Annotated in this window: 17 protein-coding genes; all 17 read right to left on the bottom strand. The window is 32.1% G+C overall.

The window, feature by feature from the left end:
- On the bottom strand, window positions 1-2,512 hold a 2,512-nt coding region (locus tag N4A45_10780; GenBank protein MCT4665706.1), incomplete at its 3' end, for a gliding motility-associated C-terminal domain-containing protein.
- A gap of 215 nt (window positions 2,513-2,727) precedes the next feature.
- Entirely contained in the window at window positions 2,728-3,984 is a 1,257-nt protein-coding gene (locus tag N4A45_10785; GenBank protein ID MCT4665707.1) for a hypothetical protein, read from the bottom strand.
- A 14-nt stretch (window positions 3,985-3,998) separates the two neighbouring features.
- Entirely contained in the window at window positions 3,999-4,487 is a 489-nt protein-coding gene (locus tag N4A45_10790) for a hypothetical protein (protein MCT4665708.1), read from the bottom strand.
- Between the two features lie 3 nt (window positions 4,488-4,490).
- On the bottom strand, window positions 4,491-5,489 hold the full coding sequence (locus tag N4A45_10795; protein ID MCT4665709.1) for a hypothetical protein: 999 nt from the start codon (window positions 5,487-5,489) through the stop codon (window positions 4,491-4,493).
- On the bottom strand, window positions 5,486-6,004 hold the full coding sequence (locus N4A45_10800; protein MCT4665710.1) for a hypothetical protein: 519 nt from the start codon (window positions 6,002-6,004) through the stop codon (window positions 5,486-5,488). The genes N4A45_10795 and N4A45_10800 overlap by 4 nt, the downstream gene beginning before the upstream one ends.
- 3 nt (window positions 6,005-6,007) lie before the next feature.
- Complete coding sequence (locus N4A45_10805) at window positions 6,008-7,243, bottom strand: hypothetical protein (GenBank protein MCT4665711.1); 1,236 nt, start codon at window positions 7,241-7,243, stop codon at window positions 6,008-6,010.
- Window positions 7,243-9,201, bottom strand: coding sequence for a type II and III secretion system protein (locus N4A45_10810; protein ID MCT4665712.1), 1,959 nt, complete (start codon window positions 9,199-9,201; stop codon window positions 7,243-7,245). The genes N4A45_10805 and N4A45_10810 overlap by 1 nt, the downstream gene beginning before the upstream one ends.
- 63 nt (window positions 9,202-9,264) lie before the next feature.
- Window positions 9,265-10,671 (bottom strand): GspE/PulE family protein, encoded by a 1,407-nt coding sequence (locus N4A45_10815; protein MCT4665713.1) that lies wholly within the window; start codon window positions 10,669-10,671, stop codon window positions 9,265-9,267.
- Window positions 10,668-11,129, bottom strand: a complete 462-nt coding sequence (locus N4A45_10820; GenBank protein ID MCT4665714.1) for a hypothetical protein — start codon at window positions 11,127-11,129, stop codon at window positions 10,668-10,670. The genes N4A45_10815 and N4A45_10820 overlap by 4 nt, the downstream gene beginning before the upstream one ends.
- An 8-nt stretch (window positions 11,130-11,137) precedes the next feature.
- Window positions 11,138-11,560 (bottom strand): prepilin-type N-terminal cleavage/methylation domain-containing protein, encoded by a 423-nt coding sequence (locus N4A45_10825; protein MCT4665715.1) that lies wholly within the window; start codon window positions 11,558-11,560, stop codon window positions 11,138-11,140.
- Window positions 11,561-11,573: 13 nt separating this feature from the next.
- Window positions 11,574-12,722: a type II secretion system F family protein gene (locus N4A45_10830; protein ID MCT4665716.1), complete on the bottom strand. Its 1,149-nt coding sequence runs from the start codon at window positions 12,720-12,722 to the stop codon at window positions 11,574-11,576.
- Complete coding sequence (locus N4A45_10835; GenBank protein ID MCT4665717.1) at window positions 12,719-13,183, bottom strand: hypothetical protein; 465 nt, start codon at window positions 13,181-13,183, stop codon at window positions 12,719-12,721. The genes N4A45_10830 and N4A45_10835 overlap by 4 nt, the downstream gene beginning before the upstream one ends.
- A gap of 13 nt (window positions 13,184-13,196) precedes the next feature.
- A complete protein-coding gene (locus tag N4A45_10840; GenBank protein MCT4665718.1) occupies window positions 13,197-13,523 on the bottom strand; it encodes a YegP family protein in 327 nt (108 codons plus the stop codon).
- A 318-nt stretch (window positions 13,524-13,841) separates the two neighbouring features.
- Window positions 13,842-14,603 carry a hypothetical protein gene (locus tag N4A45_10845; protein ID MCT4665719.1) on the bottom strand — a complete coding sequence of 254 codons (762 nt, stop codon included), beginning with the start codon at window positions 14,601-14,603 and terminating at the stop codon, window positions 13,842-13,844.
- Between the two features lie 1,102 nt (window positions 14,604-15,705).
- Complete coding sequence (locus N4A45_10850) at window positions 15,706-16,311, bottom strand: hypothetical protein (protein ID MCT4665720.1); 606 nt, start codon at window positions 16,309-16,311, stop codon at window positions 15,706-15,708.
- Between the two features lie 349 nt (window positions 16,312-16,660).
- Window positions 16,661-17,056 carry a hypothetical protein gene (locus N4A45_10855; GenBank protein MCT4665721.1) on the bottom strand — a complete coding sequence of 132 codons (396 nt, stop codon included), beginning with the start codon at window positions 17,054-17,056 and terminating at the stop codon, window positions 16,661-16,663.
- 553 nt (window positions 17,057-17,609) lie between these two features.
- A complete protein-coding gene (locus N4A45_10860) occupies window positions 17,610-19,283 on the bottom strand; it encodes a hypothetical protein (GenBank protein ID MCT4665722.1) in 1,674 nt (557 codons plus the stop codon).
- Window positions 19,284-19,382 lie beyond the last annotated feature (99 nt).

The following is a 19,382-nucleotide window of genomic DNA, read 5'->3' on the forward strand; positions in this document are numbered from 1 at the left end:
CTTCAATTTGGTTTATATATTCAATAATAAAATAATAGGAACCATCATTCATCAATGATCCCGAAAAATCGCGACCATCCCAAAGAGCTTTTTGGTCATTTGTTTCATAGATTAAACTACCCCATCGGTTGTAAAAAGAAGATTTTATGATTTGAATATCTGGATTTTCAAAATCAATGAAAAACAAATCATTTTTTAAGTCGTCATTTGGAGTAAATACATTTGGAATTTGTGCAGAAAGATCGCAAGATCGAAAATTGAAATACACACTATCTTTGATTCTCTCACAGCTATTCCAAATTTCTATAGATTTCCACTGTGGCTCCTCAATGAGTAAGAAGCTGTCTTTACTTCCATCATCCCATTGAAAAGAATCTGTAAAGCTGAAATTGTAATTTACAAGATTTAGGATAAAGACCTCTCCATTGCATACTTTAATACTATCTTTTGGAAATGGGAATATAAGGCTATTAGATTGGCTTATAACAATTGAATCTGAATAGGAGCAAAAATCATTAGAGACAGTTAAAATATATGTTCCAGATTTTGAAATAGAAATTTCACTTTGATTTTCACCTGTATTCCATTGGAATTGATATAAGTCTGAAGTGGGGATTCCAATTTCCAACGTTTCCTGTGGACAAATTTCAATAATTGATTCTTCAAATTCAAAAAAAGGAACAGGATGAAAGGTAACGTCAATAGTGTCATAAGCAATTCCACAAGGTTCTGTTGATACCTGAACAAAATACTTTCCCGATTCTGTAACCACAAGAACACTATCTGTAGATCCATCATTCCATAGATAAGAGGCATGTTTCAAACTCACATTTAAAAATAAAGTATCACCTTGACAAAGATTGGTGTCTTCTCCTAATTCTACAGTAGCAAGAGGATTGACTTGCAAATAAATACTATCAGAAAATGTGCAATTGTTTCTAGTAGTATTTAGAATAATAAGCCCTTCTTGGTTGAAAGAATTTGAATATCCAATCGTCCCATCATTCCATTGATATACCACACTATCCTGAAAAGGCATTTTAAAACTAATTTGTTCGCCTTCACAGATAATGGTGTCAGACGATGAAGCATCTAATTGATAAAAGGGTTTTGGGTAGAATCCTACATTAATTGTATCATAAGTAATACAATAATATTGAATCACTTCAACAATATACACTCCTGGTGAATCCACATATCTTGAAACCCCTGTATGACCATCGTTCCATAGGTGAGGAAAAGTACCTTGATGCCCAGTAGAGAGAAATAATTGATCACCGTGGCACAGTATCGTATCATTTCCTAATTCATATTCTTGAATATACAGAGGCACCATAAGTTCAAAAGGAATACTATCTTTTCCGCAGTGATTGGAAATAATTAGGTACTCTGTTCCGAATTCAGAGTATGAGGTAGTATTAGAAGTATCACCATTTGACCACTGGTATGATAGGTTACCACCAGAGGTATTATAAGGAGTGAATGATAAGGTATCGTCTGGACATAGATATTGACCGTTTATAAAGCCTAAAGGACTTTGAAAGTTCTCAACAACAATCGTTTTAATAATTGTATCTGATTCACAAGGGTTGGTTGACGACATAAATACATCATAAATACCTGGAGTATCAAATGCATGGGTTAAGTGTTTGTTTGTCGATACTGGTGTTCCATTGATTTTCCAGATAAAATCTGTTGGATAGTTCGGTGTTGTATTTTCAAAGAAAACACTATCATGGAGACAAAAAATAGTATCAGCTGGAAGATTAAAATCTGAATTTGGATGTTCACAATGTTGTGAGAGCCAAAAGCTATCAACATTATAGTATAGAAAGGCACTGTCACAGGAGTTTGTGAAAGACTCATCATTCGCTTGAATTGTAAAGAAAGCTCTAAACAGAGAGTCTTGAGGTATATAGGTGAACTCAAAAACTTGGTATCCTCCAAATGGGACACTATCTCCGTCAAGTAGTACATCAGGAGTGTCACAAATCAAATATTCACCATCAATTCCTGTGGCAAAAATCGTTACGTCAAAAAAGTCTAGAGCGACATCAAAACAATGACGATAAGAAGTGTCAGAGGTGTATGTACCGTTTTGCTTTGCAACGGAATCAATCATCATGGCAAAACTAAATTTTGTTGGGATTCCAATAGTTAATTTCCTGTCAATTGCTATCCAAATTCCCCCTGTTCTTAATGTGCTAATCCATGTAGTTGGATATCTATTAGAGCCTTCCATACCTAAAGCCCCGCTTCCAGAGTATGGTGTAATCCACCCATTGGAGTCTCCATAATTGTTACAGTTTCCATATCGAACAAGTCCTGTGTGATTAAAAACCCAATCTATACTATCTAAACTCCAAGAAGGGGGAGGATTATTGCAGTCTTGAAAAAAATAATCTTCTAGATTTGGATTTAACATGTAATTTGTGTCATATTGAGCCTTCAGATTAAAAGAGATGAGAAGACTTACAGACCAAATAATAAAATGGAGCTTTGATGGTGTCATAAGATTATTATTGTATTAAAAACTAAGTGTTTGCTGTGAATTTACATATATTTCATTTCTTTTGATGACTTTCTTTTGAAATTTTTTATAAGAATTATTTTGATTCACAGATGTAGTCATTAACAAAATAACAATTGCAATGCTTAATAGAGCTAAACTCACCATGGATTCAAGAAGGCTAAATCCTGAAAAAGTGAAGAGGTGTTTCAACTTTTTTAAAAACTTTGATGATCGATCCATTTTACGATTTTTTTAGTGGATTTAAAATTCGGTAATGACGCTCCAAAAATCTCTTTTCTAATCTTTAACCTATTAATTTCAACATTATAAAGAAGATTAGAATGAATTGATGTCGCATTTTTGTAAAAAAGTTTATTAGTCATTACACTTCCCCATACAGTTCCAGATAGATTCATTTGGAGATTTTCATTGAATATTTGTCCTTGATAGAGGAAGTTTTCATGAAACATCACTTCATTTTCAAGTTTGGAAGTATTATTTGAATTCTTAAAGTAAGCAATCCCCTCCATAGTTCCCTGCCCTAAGCTAGAAAAAGGGACTAGAACTTGATTAGAAGAATTGACATAAATCGATGAAGGGTAGGTTAATTGAACCTCTTGCTGAAGAACAATTTGCTCCGCAATAAGATGAATATCTCCTTGAAAACCTGAGCGAATAACGATTTTGGGGGCTTGAATGATCGCTTGATGAATTTTATTTGACTCTTGAAGTACAATCGTTTGTTTAGATCGTAGAACGATATTTCCTTGTAGTCCCCCTCTAAAAATAGAATCTTCATACATTTCTAAGATTAAGGCAGACTGATCAAAACTTTGATAATAATTTGAGTCGAGATGTACTCTTTCTGAAGAAGTCGTACTCAATTTTTGAACACGTTGACGGAGTTTTTTTTTGAAGGCTAAATTTTGAAAAAAGGTATTTTTACGAAAAGGAATATCAAACACATGACCATCAACCAGATCACTCCCTCCAATATTATTAGAGTTAATATACGCTTTTTGCACCCCTGCTTTTGTAAGATAAGCATTAGGAGCGATAGAAGTCTTTCCAGAGACTTTTAAAGGTTCTCCATTTAAAAAATACAAAGCTGGCATTCGACCTTGATTAATTTCATACCCCACTAAAGCTGTGTATTGTTCTTTTAAATCCGCTGAATAGCCTATAACCGTCAGTTTTTCATAAAGCCCCCAATAATCTGAAGAAATATCAAATTTCATATTTGGAAACTCTTTAAAGCTTACAGATTCGCCTGTTTGAAGGTCTAAATTTTGTTTGAGTAAAACAGATTTAGTGGCTTCTCTTAATGATTGCCGCAGTACCAAACGAGAAGTTCTAATTTGATAATGATAATCCATCCAAATAAAAAGCATCCCCAAAATACTCAATATTGCCAAGATATACAGAGCATAAATCATGGAATAAGCTGGAAGTTTATTTGAAAAACATTTCATACTCAAAAAAATATTTAAGGAAAAATCACCTTTACAGAATCTTTTTGGCGAACCAAAAACGAGTCTTTACAGAGATTATAGACCCATAGGGAGCCGATACTATCACGATTTAATAGCGTATAAGTTTCATTTTTAACCTCGATGAGGTACTTTGTTTTTGATTGAGTTTTAATGGTGCCAATAAATTTAATATCTGGAAAAACGATAGCCTTCTTTTGAGGAGTAATCTTTTTTTTCTCTGAGGTATTTTTATTTTGCTTTTGTAAAGATACGTGTGATTCTTCTGAAAGATTTTCTGTACTTAAATCAAAAGGATTTCGATAGTTTAATTGATAGCGATAGTTGCTCCTTTTTTGAGTTTCCATATCAGTAGGATAGGCCGGTAAATCTTTTGAGAACTCTGGTGAAGAGTTTTCACTTAAATCCATAAACCTCCAGATGACCAATGCCCATACTAAGACCGTTAATCCTAAAAAAAAATAGGTTTTATTACTTTGTTTCATACACTATTGAAATTGAATATGAGCTTTATGCGAACCGGATTCAACACTTTTATTTCCCGCTCGATCTTCCGATTGCACTTTCCAATAATAGGTGCCAGCCTGAGGGATTTTAAATTGATAATTACGATCATTAGCCTCATTAATATCTATAGTAATAGTTTGTGATCCACTGAAGGAACTATTTTGAGAAAAAGTTAAATAATCTCGAATGGGCGCTTGAGAACTTGTCGCAATTTCACCATCCCAAGAGAGATTAAGTAAGGAATCACCGCCAATATTTAAAACATTGATGGTTGTATCTAATGGAATCATATTAGAAGGGGTTGTGGGAACAGTACGATCCACCCAAAGGTTCCTTGTAGGTTCAATAGAAAAAGTTTCACTATTGGCATTAAAAGCTTTTAAAGACCAAGAATAAGCCCCTTCAGGTAGCGTATCAATCACCAAAGAAGTCTGTAAAAGGCTATCATAATTTTGGGTACTTCCGTTTTCCTGCTTTATAGAAAAATAATAGGCAGAAGCATTGTATAAAGCTTCCCAAGAGAAATCTATTGAATTTAATTTAGTGTACGTATCTTTGCTTGGACTAAGGAGAATAGGAGTAATTGCTCTTAAATCAATCGTCGAGTCAATTCTAATAATTCCAGTGATTGCATCGGTCTTGGTAAGTTCATTTTGGGCGTAAATACGCCACTGATACTCCCCTGGTAGTAAGGAAACTGTAAAAGAAGAACCTACGAGATTGGTATCGTAAACTAACTTTTTTGTTTGATTAAAATTAGGACTCACAAGTCTTAAATGATAAGAAGAAGCTTCCTCTAATTCATCCCAAGCAAAATTCACCGTATTTTCACTAGTCACTAAGTTTTGGGAAGGAGCGATAAGCTTAAAGTGGTCATCACTTAAATCTCCCTCAAAGATTTCACTACAAGAAAGCAATGAAAAAATAGAAGCAATTGCTAAAAAGAAATAAGCCTTAGAAAAATAAAAAAATCGTTTCATGATTTGGATTTTAGTTGATGAATATAAATATTGAGCTCTAGGAATTTGGTTTTTTCCATATTCTGTTTAGTTTGGACGATAAATTCAGTAGACAAAACCTCTCCTAGATCAGATCTTTTTTCAATTCTTCTAAGAGATTTTACTAGGTTTTTATAATCACCAATAAGTTTAATGTGATAACTAAAGGAAGTGTAGTTTTGAAATTCTTTGGTTAAAAAAGGTTCAAAAAAACTAATTTCAGTACCTTCCTCTCTCGAAATAATGGTTAATCCTTCCAATAAATTGCGATTAAAAGACTCAATGGATTTACTTGATTCATTTTCGGAAATATTACTGAGTGTTTTTTCAATAAAAACAATTCGGCGTTCAGTATAGGGCTGTTGTTTAAGTTGATTTTGTAATTGATTGATTTCACTTTTATAAAACAAGGTTTTCTTAAAGCCAAAGAGGTAAGCTAAGAAAAAAAGAATCCCTAATCCAAGAAATAAAAACGATATTTTTCGATGATGTCCCATAGATTAGTTTCTAGTAAAAATAATTAAATGAAAACGAGTCTTTTGGTGGGCTTCTACTAAACGGTAATTTTCCGTTTCAATTTTTTCAACCCAAGAAATTTTCTTGATTGCTCCAATCCATTGTTGGTAATAAAAATGAGAATGATGTTGTCCGCTAATTTCAATTTTTTGCGGTGTGATTTGGTACTCAAGACCATCGTCCTTTAAGGGGAAAACCGTAAAACTTTTTAAGGTAATTTTCTTAGGAATCAAAGCACTGATTTGATCTGTGTATTGACTATGTAATCCTCTGTTTTTTAGCTGGGCGATTAAGGTTTTATTCTCTTGAAATTTTTTCTCTAAAGATTCTAATTGCTTTTGTTTAAAGCTCAACTGTGTTTTTTTTCCTTCTAAAGCTTGATATTGTTTAAAATAATAATCGAAGAATAGTGTATTTATTAGTAAGCCAATCAGTAGAACTATTAAAGAGCTAACCCCTATTTTTTTTATAACTGAAGAGACCAATTGATCATCAGAAAACTTTTGAGTAATGTCTTGTGGAAATAATCGAATAATATTGGAGTAATGATACCATTGACCAAGCAATGAACAATAAGCCCAAGCAGCATCGTTTTCAATAGTAGGAGGTAAGGAAAGAAATTCATGATCTTCTTTTGATGATTTTTCTTGAATGAGTATCTGATCATCTTTCCATTCTATTGTCTGATTAGCAAAATAAAAAGTACCCGGAGGATATTGCATTCCTTGTAGATAATTATAGAGCCCACCATTTCCAATATGTAAAAAGCTCGCATTAAGAGCGAATTCATCTAGAAAATCCAAAAGAGGATTTAGAATTTCCTTAGAAATAAATGCAATAGATATATCAGAAGCCGTTCGGGTTGCCTCAAAACAGAATTGATTTTGGTTTCCATAAAAAAAGTCATCTTCGATCCATTTTTCTAATGAAGCAAGACTAAAATCCTTTGAGATTTCATGCTGGAGATCACAAGAAAGTGTTCCAACTTCTTTTCCATGAACTAAAATTCCAAGGTAGGAAGGGGCTGATAATTGATTTTTAAGAGAATCAAAACTAGAATATTCACCAGTTTTCTTTAGTTTAAAAACTTTTTTTAAAGCATGGAATTCAAAACTGTGTAAAATGAGCTTGAGTCCTTTATCTGAAGGAATATATTCCAACACCCATCCTTTTGAGGGAAATAATCGCTGATGTCTATATATTTTTTCTTGCCAAGCCATTAAAGAATGATTGTTGGTTTAATAAAGACCAAAAGTTTAGACTTTCTTTTACTCTTATTTCTAGAACCAAAAATCCATTTAAGTATAGGAATTCTAGAGAGTAAAGGAAGTCCACTAGATGATTCATTTTTAGAAATTTCTTCAAGCCCCCCAAGAAGAATCATATCGTTGTCACGAACTCGAATACTTGAGTTTAGTGAACGGTTTGTTGTACCAGGAGGAGCCGTTGGAGCTATACGTGCTGTAAAGCTTGTTTGATCAAAAGTGATATCGAGGATTACCTCTCTGTTAATGGTAATATGTGGTTTAATTTTAATATTTAAATTAGCCGATACACTTTGCCAATTTTCTGTAGTTTGCACTTGTGGATTTTGTGTTCCAATTGTATTGGTTTGCTGTGTTCGGTAATACTCTTGTCTTCCTACTTTAAAAGAAGCCTCTTTTCCATTGAGAGTGGAGAGCCTAGGAGTAGATTTTATATCTACAATTCCATTGGATTCCAAAGCTTTTAAAGAGAGATAAAAATTCGGAGTTACCCCTCCTAAATTTAAAGTGCTATATCCTGTTATGGATCCTAGAATTTTATTGATAGATTTCGAACCAAAATTATAATCAATTCCAGGGTAGATGCTTCCATTTGAGTTCGTCGGTTTTTCTCCTATTCCTGCTTTGATCCCTGTTTCTAAATCATAGTTATTAGAATAATCAATCACTATAATGTCAATATTAACCACTGGTACAGGAAGATCAATTTCTTTAAGATATTTTTTCAATGCGGCAACATCAACTTTGGATCCACTGACTTGTAAGCTGTTAAGTTCAGTATCTTCTGTGACTTCCAAATTTGCTTTAAGATTTTTTGGAATGAATTTACTAAAACCTTCAGCCTTCCTATAATTAATAGGGATCAATTCATTCTTAACAATCCCTTCCTGTTTTCTTTCTCCAATAATATATACCTCATTTTTTTTGTCATAGTAATATTTTTGGTTGACAAACAATAAAGCAAGGAGCTCTTCTGCAGATCGTTTTTTGGCTTTAAGATTTATCTTCCCTTCTAGGGGAGTATGAACTAAAAAAGGTAAATCTGCTTTTTCTAAAATAGAATAAACAGCATCGTTTAGAGGAGCTTCAGTAATATCTAAAGAAAATTCTTTAGGGTTATTAGGATTAACATCCACAATCACTCCACTATTTTTAATTCGTTTAGAAGATCTTCTTTTAGTGGACTTATTTCCCTTTTGCACTTCTTTAGGACTAAAAACAAAGGTTCCATCCTTTTGTTTGTCGAATTCTAAATGATTTGCAAAAGCCAATTTCTTTAAAGCCTCTTCTGTGGAGAGGTCTTTGACAAATAAATTCACTAATTTTAGATGGATTGACGGATCGACAAGAATGTTATTTCCTGTAAGTTTTGTGATTTGACGGCTCACAGAGAGTAAAGTATCATTCCTTAGATCTAAATCGATTTGCTGATTCAGGTATGTGATACCCCATTCTTTTTCTCGAATGACAACGGGATTTTGATACTTTTTAAGAAACAAGATTCGACCTGATCGTTCAAGGGTTAATTGATATTTTTTACAGAGGTAGAGTAGAATTTCTTGAACAGTAACATTACTGAAATTATTAACGATTTTTTGATCCATTCCTTGCTCGATATCGATATTGACTTTAGATAGATCGGCAAGCTCATTGACAAATAGATCAATAGAGAGATTTCGAAAGTTCAACTGAACCGTATCCAAAAGCCCTGGCTGATCTTTGGCTAAAGAGTCTAGGAGCACCTGAAGTTCATCTATTCGACTCGAGGGTTGAGATTCCTTAATAATGGAACCTGTTTTTACATTTGAAGTAGGCGGTAGATTCTCGGATGCTTTTATTTGACCAATACTTTGTTGGTTAAACAATAAAAAAAGCACTGAGAAAAGGGCTAATATTTTAGTATGAATCGTCATTTAAATAGGGGATATTCTGTATTGTTTTTTATTTATTCCTAAGGATCATTGAATTATAGTCATCTAATGTCTTAGCAAATGTGGGAAAATTTCTTCAAAAGAAGCAAGACCTTGAGCGAATAATTCAAAGGCTTTGTCAGATAAAGTTTGATAAGTAACAGCAATTTTTTGATTATGCTTGATGCTATAAGCCACTTCTTCATTGATTTCTAAGAGCTCAAAAATAGCTTTTCTTCTTTCAATACCTGTATAATTACATTTTGAACAACCTTTAGCTATAAACTGATGTTCCACAGAAGATGGGGGCTTAAAACCTCTTGGATATAAAGACGCATCAAAATCAATCTGCTCTTTACAGGAAGTGCATAAAAGAGCCACTAATCGCTGTGCTAAACTTAAGCGAAGCGTACTGGCTAAAAGATAATCAGGAACTCCCATATCCACCAATCTTCCAATAGTTCCTTGTGCTGAGTTCGTGTGAATCGTGGAAAGAACTAAATGCCCCGTTAAAGCTGCACGGATAGCCATATTAGCTGTTTGAACATCTCGAATTTCCCCAACCATAATAATGTCAGGATCTTGCCTTAGGAAGGTGCGAAGAGCGGTTGAGAAATCCAGTCCGATCTCTTTTTTAAGTTGAACTTGATTCACCCCATCAAGGGTATATTCTATAGGATCTTCAATAGTAAGAATATTACTCGATTCCTCATTAAGTTGCTTTAAAGTAGCATAAAGGGTTGTTGTCTTTCCTGATCCAGTAGGTCCACTAATGAGAAGAATTCCATTATGGTGACTAATATTTTCTCTAAAAACCAAAAGTTGTTCTGAATCCATTCCAACTTTATCAAGTTGTACAACAGCATCATTTTTTACCAGTAGCCTTAAAACAATTTTTTCTCCATAGAGTGTAGGTAGTGTTGAAACTCGAATATCAAAATCAAATTGCTGGTTTACAAAATGAATTCGACCATCTTGTGGTAATCGTCTTTCAGCGATATCGAGTTGAGATTCAATTTTAATTTTATTTACTAATGGAAAATATTCGTCTTCGGTTAGTTTATAACGAGTGTATAAACGACCATTCATTCTCATTCGAATACGATAATGCTCTTTATAAATTTCAATATGGATATCACTACTTCCTATTTGTTGAGCTTCACTCAGAAGTTGGGGAATATATTCGGCGTAATTAGAAAAATCAATTTTTTTATTTTGCATTTGGCTATCAGAGCCCTTTCTATCAAAAAAATGCAAAAAAGCGGGAGTGAAATCTGAAGAGTCTACAACTCTTAAATCAAAAGTTTTTTTTAGAATTTTTTCAGCTTTTCTATGTTCATCATTTTTTTCTTGAACACTATAACAGCTAATGGTATCCCCTGTCTGTTTAAAGGGTAATATTTTTAGCTTCTGAATTAAAGCAGTAGGAAGCACTTCCTTTAATAAATCGTTTGGGTCAATGGTTTGAGTCATATCAAAGATTGTTGAAAAGGAGTGAGAAGATAAATAATTAAAAACAAAGAGAAAAGTCCTGCAAGAGGGATTGTTTTAAAATACTTTTTAAAAATCAAAACCATTAAAATAGAAAAGATTAATCCCGAAAGGTAAATAGCGATAAAAACCTGAAAGGTAAATAAGAAGCATAAACACAGAAAGAAAAAAACATCGCCGATACCAAGCCATTTTTTAAATAGTTGATTTCCTTCTTTATAACGAACCTGTAGATATAAGTACAAGCCAATTAATTGAGTCATCACGAAAATGAGATTATAACCCGTTTCATACAGCCAAAAAGTCCAATCGTATGTTTGAACAGACCACAGTCCTAAGATAAATAAGCTTAGAATACTGAATAGATGAATATAACGTTCTTTAAAGTCTGTCCAGACCATCGATAATAGTATGATAATTAAAACAATTTTTTCCCACATATTTCATTTTAATCTTCTACTAGTTCTTTGAGCTCGTTATCATGATTAATTACCCAAACGTTAAATTGTCCATCTCCATCAAAGTCTACTTGAGCGGTGGCTTTGGCAACATACTGTGTGGTATTGGCTTTTTCGATACTAATAAGATAGTTTGCATTTCCTCCTTGAGTGGTTAATTTGGCTTGCTCAAAACCAATGCTTTTTAATTCTGTGGAATATTTAGAATGTGTATAGCGATACACTTGCTGAAGCTTATGAAGATGCGCTAATTGAGTTTGTGCTTCAACAGATTTTGCTTTGGTTATCATAGGCATTAAAGATGGAAGAGCAATTAAAGCCAAAATTCCTATAATTACTAAAGTAATAAGGACTTCCAGAAGAGATAAGGCCTTTAATTTAAAAATATTGGTAGAGTTTTCCGTTTGTTTCATTTTCGATTTTTGATTATAAATGCATTCCAGCATTGATATTGAATAAAGGAAGGTACATTGAAATGAGTACTAAAGCAACGACCACGCCTAGAAATAAGATGATAAAAGGTTCTAACAACGAAGTTATTAATTTATTTTGATGACTGATTTCTTTTTCTAGCTCTAGAATTAAACTTTCGTAAACTTCTTCAAGTTTATTCCCTTGTTCTCCAACTTTTATTAATGTTTTTATTTTTTTAGAGATAAAATGATCTTCAGTTAAAGCTTCGGAGAGTGATTGACCCTTGATGAGTTGTTGAGAAAGTTGCTGACAAGTATTTTTTAAAGGATAAAAATGGCTACTTTTTTTAATTAACTCAAGGCTTTTTGTTATGGGAACATGAGCTTTTGCCATTAGAAGAAGCAATTGAATAAATCTAAGAAGATTGGTTTTTCTGACTAATAAGCCTATGATGGGAAGTCTTAATAGAATGTGGTCCCAATAGCTCTTTATTTTCGGGATTCTTAAAGCTCTCCAAATAAGGATGACAGACAAGATTAATGCCGAAAAAAGATATAGAAAGTTCTGTGCTAAAAAATCAGAAATAGAAATGACCACTTGAGTAATCATTGGAAGTTCTGAGCCTGTTCTCGAAAACATATCTTGAAACATAGGTACTAAAAAAACCATTAAAAACATCACAACTAAAGAAGTGAAAAGAATAACGATAGCAGGATATGTTAATGAAGAAATAACCAATCTCTTTAATGCTATTTTACTCTGGTAGTATTTTTTTAGATCTTCAAAAACTTCTGAAAGTCTACCACTTTCTTCACCAATTTTGATAGAATAATAATCGAATGGGTGAAATGCCTGAGTTTCTAGAAAACTATCTGAAAGCGTTTTTCCTTCAAGCATAAAACCTGAAACTCGATCAAGAACTTCGATCAAATACTTCTTTTTTTTATCTGAGGTTTCAAGAATTAGTTGAATTCCTGCGTGAATATCTAAGCCTGATTTTAATAAAACAGTTAATTGATTGTAAATTTCTTCAAGATATTTAGGTGAAAGTTTTTTACTTAATCGAATATCTTTATTCAACCAATCACCCCAAGATGAGTCCGATGTTTTTGGCTTTTTAGCATTGAGTTGCTCAATATGTTGTGGGTTAAATGATTTCATTTTCTATAATCTGCTTCATCAATGTAAATAATCTCGAAAGACTCGTCTAAAGCTAGATTTATGACTATACGTAAAGGTGTTTTTTGAATGGAGTTTTCGGGATGGAATGATAAGTCGTTTGCAGTAAAGGTAAATGTAGTTCGATCTTTTTGATGAGTTCTTATTAATTGCTGATCACCAAAGTCATAGGAAATCAATTGATGATTTTTTTCGATAAAGAGAATTTTCTGATCAAGATAAAAAGTATCAGACATAAATAAATCATCGACCATTAATAAGTCGAATAATGCTAGATCTTCGATTTGTTGTTGCGCTTTATTTTTAAGTTTTTGTGTTTGAAGAAAAGAATTGAGAAAAAAAATGACAGCGAAAGCAATAATTGCTGTAATTAAGGAGGCTATTAGCAATTCCAGTAAAGTAAATGCTTTAATTCTGATTTGATAATAGGGGGTTCTTCCCATTTAGGTTTCTTAATTACAGCTGCTGAATCTCAGCAATTGGAGCATTTTCCATTACAGACTGTATTCCATTATCTCTCCCCTGTTTTGTTTCGTACATTTCGCTAGTACCGATAATTTGTCCATTAGTAGCCTTAAGGTTAAAATAATATTTTCCGTTGGAAGATTCCAATCGATCAAAACGATTTTCGTTGGGAGCATTTTTCTTTACAGATTCTATTCCATTTAAAGCTCCAGTTTTATTTACATATCCCTCACTAGCTAAAATGGTTTGTCCATTCTTAGCAGTAAGTCTAAAACGGTATTCTTTAGTTTGATACAATTCAAATTTAGGATGTCTCATAATTCAATTATTTTTGTGAAGGTACGAAAAATTGCCTATTCGAAAATAATTTCAACACAAGTTTTTGGAAATAAGGAAAAATGAGTTCGAGAATCTATAGGAGCTAATATTTACTTTATGAAGCTCTGAATGATGCTGTTTAATTTCGAGTCTAGTCCTAGAGGGGGAGCTTTTTTGGAAAAACCGTCATTTTTGGCGGTTTTTTTTGTTTTTAGACAATTAATTGTTCCTGAGTTAAATAAAAAGATTCTTGTTTATTTGTTGCTTCTCTGTTTTATATTCATGCTGGCTACTAATTAAAAATTGACAGTAGCGATTTTACGGTGTGGTATTCGTTGCGGTAGCTGGGGTATGAGTGTTTACAGGTTTAGCTAATAAAAAACTAATACCATTTATTCCTTTGGTTTTACAAAAATTAGCACACAGCTTTTCAACTTCCTTTAAATACTCCACGGGAAATTCTAATACACTAGTATTTTTACAATCTGCCTTGATTCCAAAACCCATACGATATGTAAAAAATGCATTATTTTTAGGAGATTGATCAATTTTCCTTACATGACTTTTTATAATAGAATACAATTTCTTTCTAAACTCTTGATAATGTTTTCCTCTATAGGCAGAAAAATTATCAAAATGAAATACTGGTGAGCTTAGTATTGTCCATTGCATATCAAATGCTTTTTCAGTATAGGAACATCGGTTAATAATTTTTGCTTGGTAAAGAATACAATTCAAATCATTTATTTGTACTGTATACGTGGAATCAACTATTTCCATTTTAATCAATTCTTTATATTTTGTTAGTTGATGAATTGACCAATCAAAATAGTCATTTAATTTCGTATAATCGGTTTTATAATAATCTTTAGTTATGTTATGAAATTTCAATATCTCTTCGACTGAAGTAGGATGCCGTTTATAGCTATAATAATATGTGTCAATAAATAGACCTAAATTATCAAAATTATATTTTTTATTTTTATATGTATGTTGTTTATTCTCTTCATTTTTACATCCAATATTTATCACAATAAATAGAAGTGTAATAGAGCCCAATAGAAGTAAACCATTTTTCATACTTGTTTAATATAATTTAGTTTCTTGTTTGATGCCATCAATAATGATTTCTGTTCTTGGAATTGGAATCACGCTACCGCCAATTTCTAATTTCCCGCTGCTCGGGACAAGGCGTGGACACACTGATAATCAAACCAAATTTACATGAAATATTGAAAAGAAATGTGTTACTGTTTTGACATTCATACCGGCTACCAAGTCCAACTTCGCGGTAGCGATTTGCGGTGTGTTTTTTTATTCGTGGTAGCTGGGGTTCATGATAGTTTGCATTCCTATCTTGATACTTGATTTATCAATTGAATAGATGTAAAGAAAAGTAGAAATGATAGTAAGTAATGATTTCTAATACAGATACATAATTCATTATACAAAAATAATTATATACTCTATCTAATATTATTAGAAGATAGAAGACCAATGATATCTTAAGGGACTTTTTATATTTCGATCTTCGTATTTCCAAATAGGAACTAAATATGAAAATGTATGATATAAAGAAAATTAAATAATCATTAAACGAAATTGGAAACATAAATAACGTTCCCAATAAATAAAATTCAATTAAAATCCATATTATTGATAATATATATATTGTACTTAAGAAAAATACGATTTTAATAAGCCAAGTAGAAATATTCTCAAAATTCTGTTGCCTCTTTAACCTTTTTAATTTTTCCATTTTTCTTCTTTTTGTATTGAGCCTCATTATATCCATATCCAGGAGTGATAACTTTTGTATTATCTGAACCTTCATTTCTTAATACCAAAGGTCTGTTTATAATAACAAGCTAATATTCGAAATAGGAAACTCTCTCTGTTGTTTTGGTTTTAATAGGTGTGTCCATTTTCCTCGCTACCGCAAATTTCTAATTTTCCGCTGCTCGGGACAAGGTGTAGATACACTGATAATCAACCCAAATTTACATGAATAATCGAAAGGTCATTTAACATATAATGACTAGAAGTTGCTTTTCCTCCTTATTTGCCTGATGCTAGGGAATTTTCCTAGAACCTTTTTTGCTCGAATAGGTTACCTGAGGAAAAAAATACTTGTTATACTTTGTTCATTAGTAACTTACGTATGATTTTGCCTGTTTTCTTGTCAATTTGGTACATGATAGTTTACACCTTCAATTTCCGACTCTATATATTTCCAATAATAAGGCAAGGTGGGTGGTTTTCTTATAGTAAAAACAGGGCTGGGGTGTAATTTATTCAAATAAGAAAACATTCTTACAAATTCAGCAAATTCCCGACTTTCATTCTTGTCTTTATGTTTTGTAATAGGTAATCTACATTGAGCACTATAGAATTTTTCTTTAAAGAAGTCCACAAAAATAATTCTATTATCAAAAGTAGCGGATGAGTTTATATGCTCAACTGTATCAAGATAATTAAGAGATCTATAATCAAAATTTGCTACTTTAGAAAATGACATTGAATCTGTCTGTTTTCTCCAAAATAAACTAATCTTAGCTTTTCCAGCTACATAAGTGTATTTTTTATATTTACCATTTCGAAATAATAGTCCTTTAACAATCGCTCTATTCGTTTTTCTTGACAAAATGAACACAGCAGAATCGCTAGAATTAACTCTCTTATCTTGAGGGATATAATACATTTCTTTTGCCGAGCAGTCTTTTTCTTCCAAAAAAGATTGACCATATAAATTAATCGAAATCATGGACAAAACAATAAATAATTTCATGTATGTGAGTTTAAATTAATTTGCTATATGGTATTTATATGTCATACCTCCTCGCTACCACCAATTTCTAATTTCCCGCTGCTTTGAACAAGGTGTGGACGCACCGATAATCAAACCAAATTTACATGAATAATCGAAAGGTCATTTAACATACAATGACTAGTCGTTGCTTTTCCTCCTTATTTGCCTGAAGCTAGGAAATATTCCTAGAACCTTTTTTGCTCGAATAGGTTACCTGAGAAAAAATCTATTTTATTACGCTCTACTCATTAGTAACTTACGTGTTAAATTACCTGTTTTCTTGTCAATTAGGGACATGATAGTTTGCACTGATATATTACCAACAAAGTTACCAAAAATTGGCAGGAACTGGAGGTGATGGATTATTGCTATTATCTTGTTTAGAGGATCCTAGGTCATCTTTATCAATCAGTATCATTTTAGCTAAAATATCACCTGAAATTCGTCTAACCTCACCCCATGTTATATGTGACAAATCGTCCAAGTCATGAAGACCTAACTCATCTGCTTTATCAATAACAATACATAAATCAACGGTTAATAGTTCGTATATTTCATCTCCATAAATTTTCCATAAATATCGACTATCTTCAAATTCTAATAATAATTCATCAAGATTATGTAATAAGCCATTAAAAAGTTTATTAAGGTATTCTATTTGAAATTCTTTGCTCTGTGATAAGTTGAAAACAACACGTTTTAACTCGTTTTTTTTTCTTCTCATAATTAATAATAATTTGCTGGTACTTCTAGAGCTTGACCTTTACCGTTATTTACTCTCAATATGGTTCACCTCTTTTCTACCAGATTTAGATCCTGGATTAAAACGAATTTGCCTACTAATCCTTTTTCCTGATTAGAAATTTGGAAGAGAGTATATCCACTGCCTTTATTACCTCCTTGTAATAAAGTTCCAACTTGCTAACCTCTGGTAAATTTCTACCCCCGCTACCGCCAATTTCTAATTTCCCGCTGCTCGGGACAAGGCGTGAACACACTGATAATCAAACCAAATTTACCTTTTTGGCTGAAACCTAGAAACAACTTCTTTTTTTGCTGATTATCCAATGGTTGTGGTGTTTTGATATTCATGCTACCAATTAAAAATTGACAGTAGCGATTTACGGTGTGTTTTTTTATTGGTGGTAGCGGGAGCATTAAGACCTAGCTTAGATATTTTGATAAAATTTAGGGTAAAAATATTACCTTAATTGAATCATTAGATTATTATTACCTTTTATACTCGTATTATTTGATCAATAGAATTGTTGCTGCAATTAATACTGGGCTAAATAACTCCCCAAATTTACCTTAGAATTCGTTAGTCCCAATTTCTTTCTCAATCTTGTTCGTGCTTTTTCTAAAGATTCCACTTTTTGACCCGTAAGTTCAGATATGTTTTTAGAAGACATATTCAGTTTTAAAAAGGCACAAAGTCGTTTTTCATTAGGAGTAAGGCTCGGAAATTGCTGATGTAAATTGTTGTGAAAATCGGGATGAACCTCATTGAAATACTTTTCAAAATCGGACCAAATTTGTTTATCCTCGAGTTTTGTAAGCTGCATTGTAATCTGCTTTAACTTGTGTTTCACTTCTGGTTTACTGGCGATTTCTTTAAGTTTTTTAACTTGTTCAGAAAGTTCAGAAATTGAAGACTTTTGTTGCAAAGCACTCAAAATATTTGTAGTAAGTTCTCTATTTTTAAAGTCAAGTTTATTTTGAAGATGATCTAATTTTAGTTTTTTGTATTTTAGTTTTAATCGGTATTTTAAGAATAAAAGCAATAAAATAATAATTCCGGTTACACAACTCAAAATAATAAGATTCGTAAAAAAATTATCTCTTTGTTTTTCTAACCGTGCTTTTTGTTCTTTTTTCTGTAATTGATGTTTAAACTGAAGACTTTTTAGGTTAAGTAAATTACCCGAAATGTTTAAACTATCTTTTGTAGCATGTTCTATAGCTAAGTATTCAAAAGCCTTTGTTGTGTCGGTCTTATTTAGATGAAATTCTTTTAAATAAGAAGAAGATTTATGTAATAATCCCACAAAATTATTGGCTTTAGCTAAGTCGAAAGCTTTTGTCAAGTATAAAAACTCCTTGCTTTCATCTTTTATATCATAATAACAATCAGAAAATTCCAAATAAACCTTAGTAAGCTTTTCAAGTTGATTTAGATCTGTAAAAATTTCTTCGGAAAGGTTTAAATAATAAAATGCCGTATCAAATTTTCCTGCGCGTCCGTTTGCGGAACCTAAATTCAAATAATTTACACCCAGCCAAGACTTTTTATTGAATCTTTTATTAATCAGAATAGCTTTTTTGATGTTCTTTTCAAAATCAATAAATACATTCAAGCTTGCGTAGGCTGCTGCAATATTGTTTAGGTCTCTTGAAATTGAAACAGAATCCTTTATCGATCTTGAAATAGAAATGGCTTCTTCGTACTTCAACAGAGCTTTATCAAAATCTTCTAAATCGAAATAATTAAATCCAATTCGACTTAAAGAAAGACTCATTTTCTTTTTATCCTTAATGTTTTCGGCAATTTGATAAGCTTGATAGTAAATTGAGTTACTCTTTTCAAAATCAGAAACTACAGCAAAAATTCGGGCATAGGCTAAAAGTAAATCGACATGTAATGAAGGATACTCGTCTTTCAGATTTAATTTAATTCCAGCATCAGCATATTTTTTTGCGACTTCATAATTGCTTTTTTGCCAATACAAATTGGTCAAAAGTATAGACGCGTGAAGTTGCGACTTTACATCTTTTTGATCTAAAGATTGTTGATAAGCTTTTTGCGCATAGTTCAAACTTTCGGATGGTGAATTTTGAATTAAACTATCCGCAGAATTCAATAAAAATTGAATGGTGGACGATTGTTTGTTTTGCCCAAATGAATATTGTAATCCGAAAACAATAACGAGGCTAAGTAGATGTAGTTTCATAAAAGAGATATTGAATCCAAGAAACATTTCCTATTCAAAGATAATCAAATTTATTCTACTAAAAATCGGTTCAAAAGTGTATCGTCTATACTTGCAGTG

Source organism: Flavobacteriales bacterium (assembly GCA_025210805.1).
Taxonomy (GTDB): Bacteria; Bacteroidota; Bacteroidia; order Flavobacteriales; family CAJXXR01; genus JAOAQX01.

Bases quoted from the DNA above. Each gene is read 5' to 3' on its own strand.
- N4A45_10815 (MCT4665713.1), bottom strand. From the start codon at position 10,671: ATGACTCAAACCATTGACCCAAACGATTTATTAAAGGAAGTGCTTCCT.
- N4A45_10860 (MCT4665722.1), bottom strand. From the start codon at position 19,283: ATGAAACTACATCTACTTAGCCTCGTTATTGTTTTCGGATTACAATAT.
- N4A45_10810 (MCT4665712.1), bottom strand. From the start codon at position 9,201: ATGACGATTCATACTAAAATATTAGCCCTTTTCTCAGTGCTTTTTTTA.
- N4A45_10850 (MCT4665720.1), bottom strand. From the start codon at position 16,311: ATGAAATTATTTATTGTTTTGTCCATGATTTCGATTAATTTATATGGT.
- N4A45_10845 (MCT4665719.1), bottom strand. From the start codon at position 14,603: ATGAAAAATGGTTTACTTCTATTGGGCTCTATTACACTTCTATTTATT.
- N4A45_10785 (MCT4665707.1), bottom strand. From the start codon at position 3,984: ATGAAATGTTTTTCAAATAAACTTCCAGCTTATTCCATGATTTATGCT.
- N4A45_10800 (MCT4665710.1), bottom strand. From the start codon at position 6,004: ATGGGACATCATCGAAAAATATCGTTTTTATTTCTTGGATTAGGGATT.
- N4A45_10825 (MCT4665715.1), bottom strand. From the start codon at position 11,560: ATGAAACAAACGGAAAACTCTACCAATATTTTTAAATTAAAGGCCTTA.
- N4A45_10830 (MCT4665716.1), bottom strand. From the start codon at position 12,722: ATGAAATCATTTAACCCACAACATATTGAGCAACTCAATGCTAAAAAG.
- N4A45_10855 (MCT4665721.1), bottom strand. From the start codon at position 17,056: ATGAGAAGAAAAAAAAACGAGTTAAAACGTGTTGTTTTCAACTTATCA.
- N4A45_10805 (MCT4665711.1), bottom strand. From the start codon at position 7,243: ATGGCTTGGCAAGAAAAAATATATAGACATCAGCGATTATTTCCCTCA.
- N4A45_10840 (MCT4665718.1), bottom strand. From the start codon at position 13,523: ATGAGACATCCTAAATTTGAATTGTATCAAACTAAAGAATACCGTTTT.
- N4A45_10835 (MCT4665717.1), bottom strand. From the start codon at position 13,183: ATGGGAAGAACCCCCTATTATCAAATCAGAATTAAAGCATTTACTTTA.
- N4A45_10790 (MCT4665708.1), bottom strand. From the start codon at position 4,487: ATGAAACAAAGTAATAAAACCTATTTTTTTTTAGGATTAACGGTCTTA.
- N4A45_10795 (MCT4665709.1), bottom strand. From the start codon at position 5,489: ATGAAACGATTTTTTTATTTTTCTAAGGCTTATTTCTTTTTAGCAATT.
- N4A45_10820 (MCT4665714.1), bottom strand. From the start codon at position 11,129: ATGTGGGAAAAAATTGTTTTAATTATCATACTATTATCGATGGTCTGG.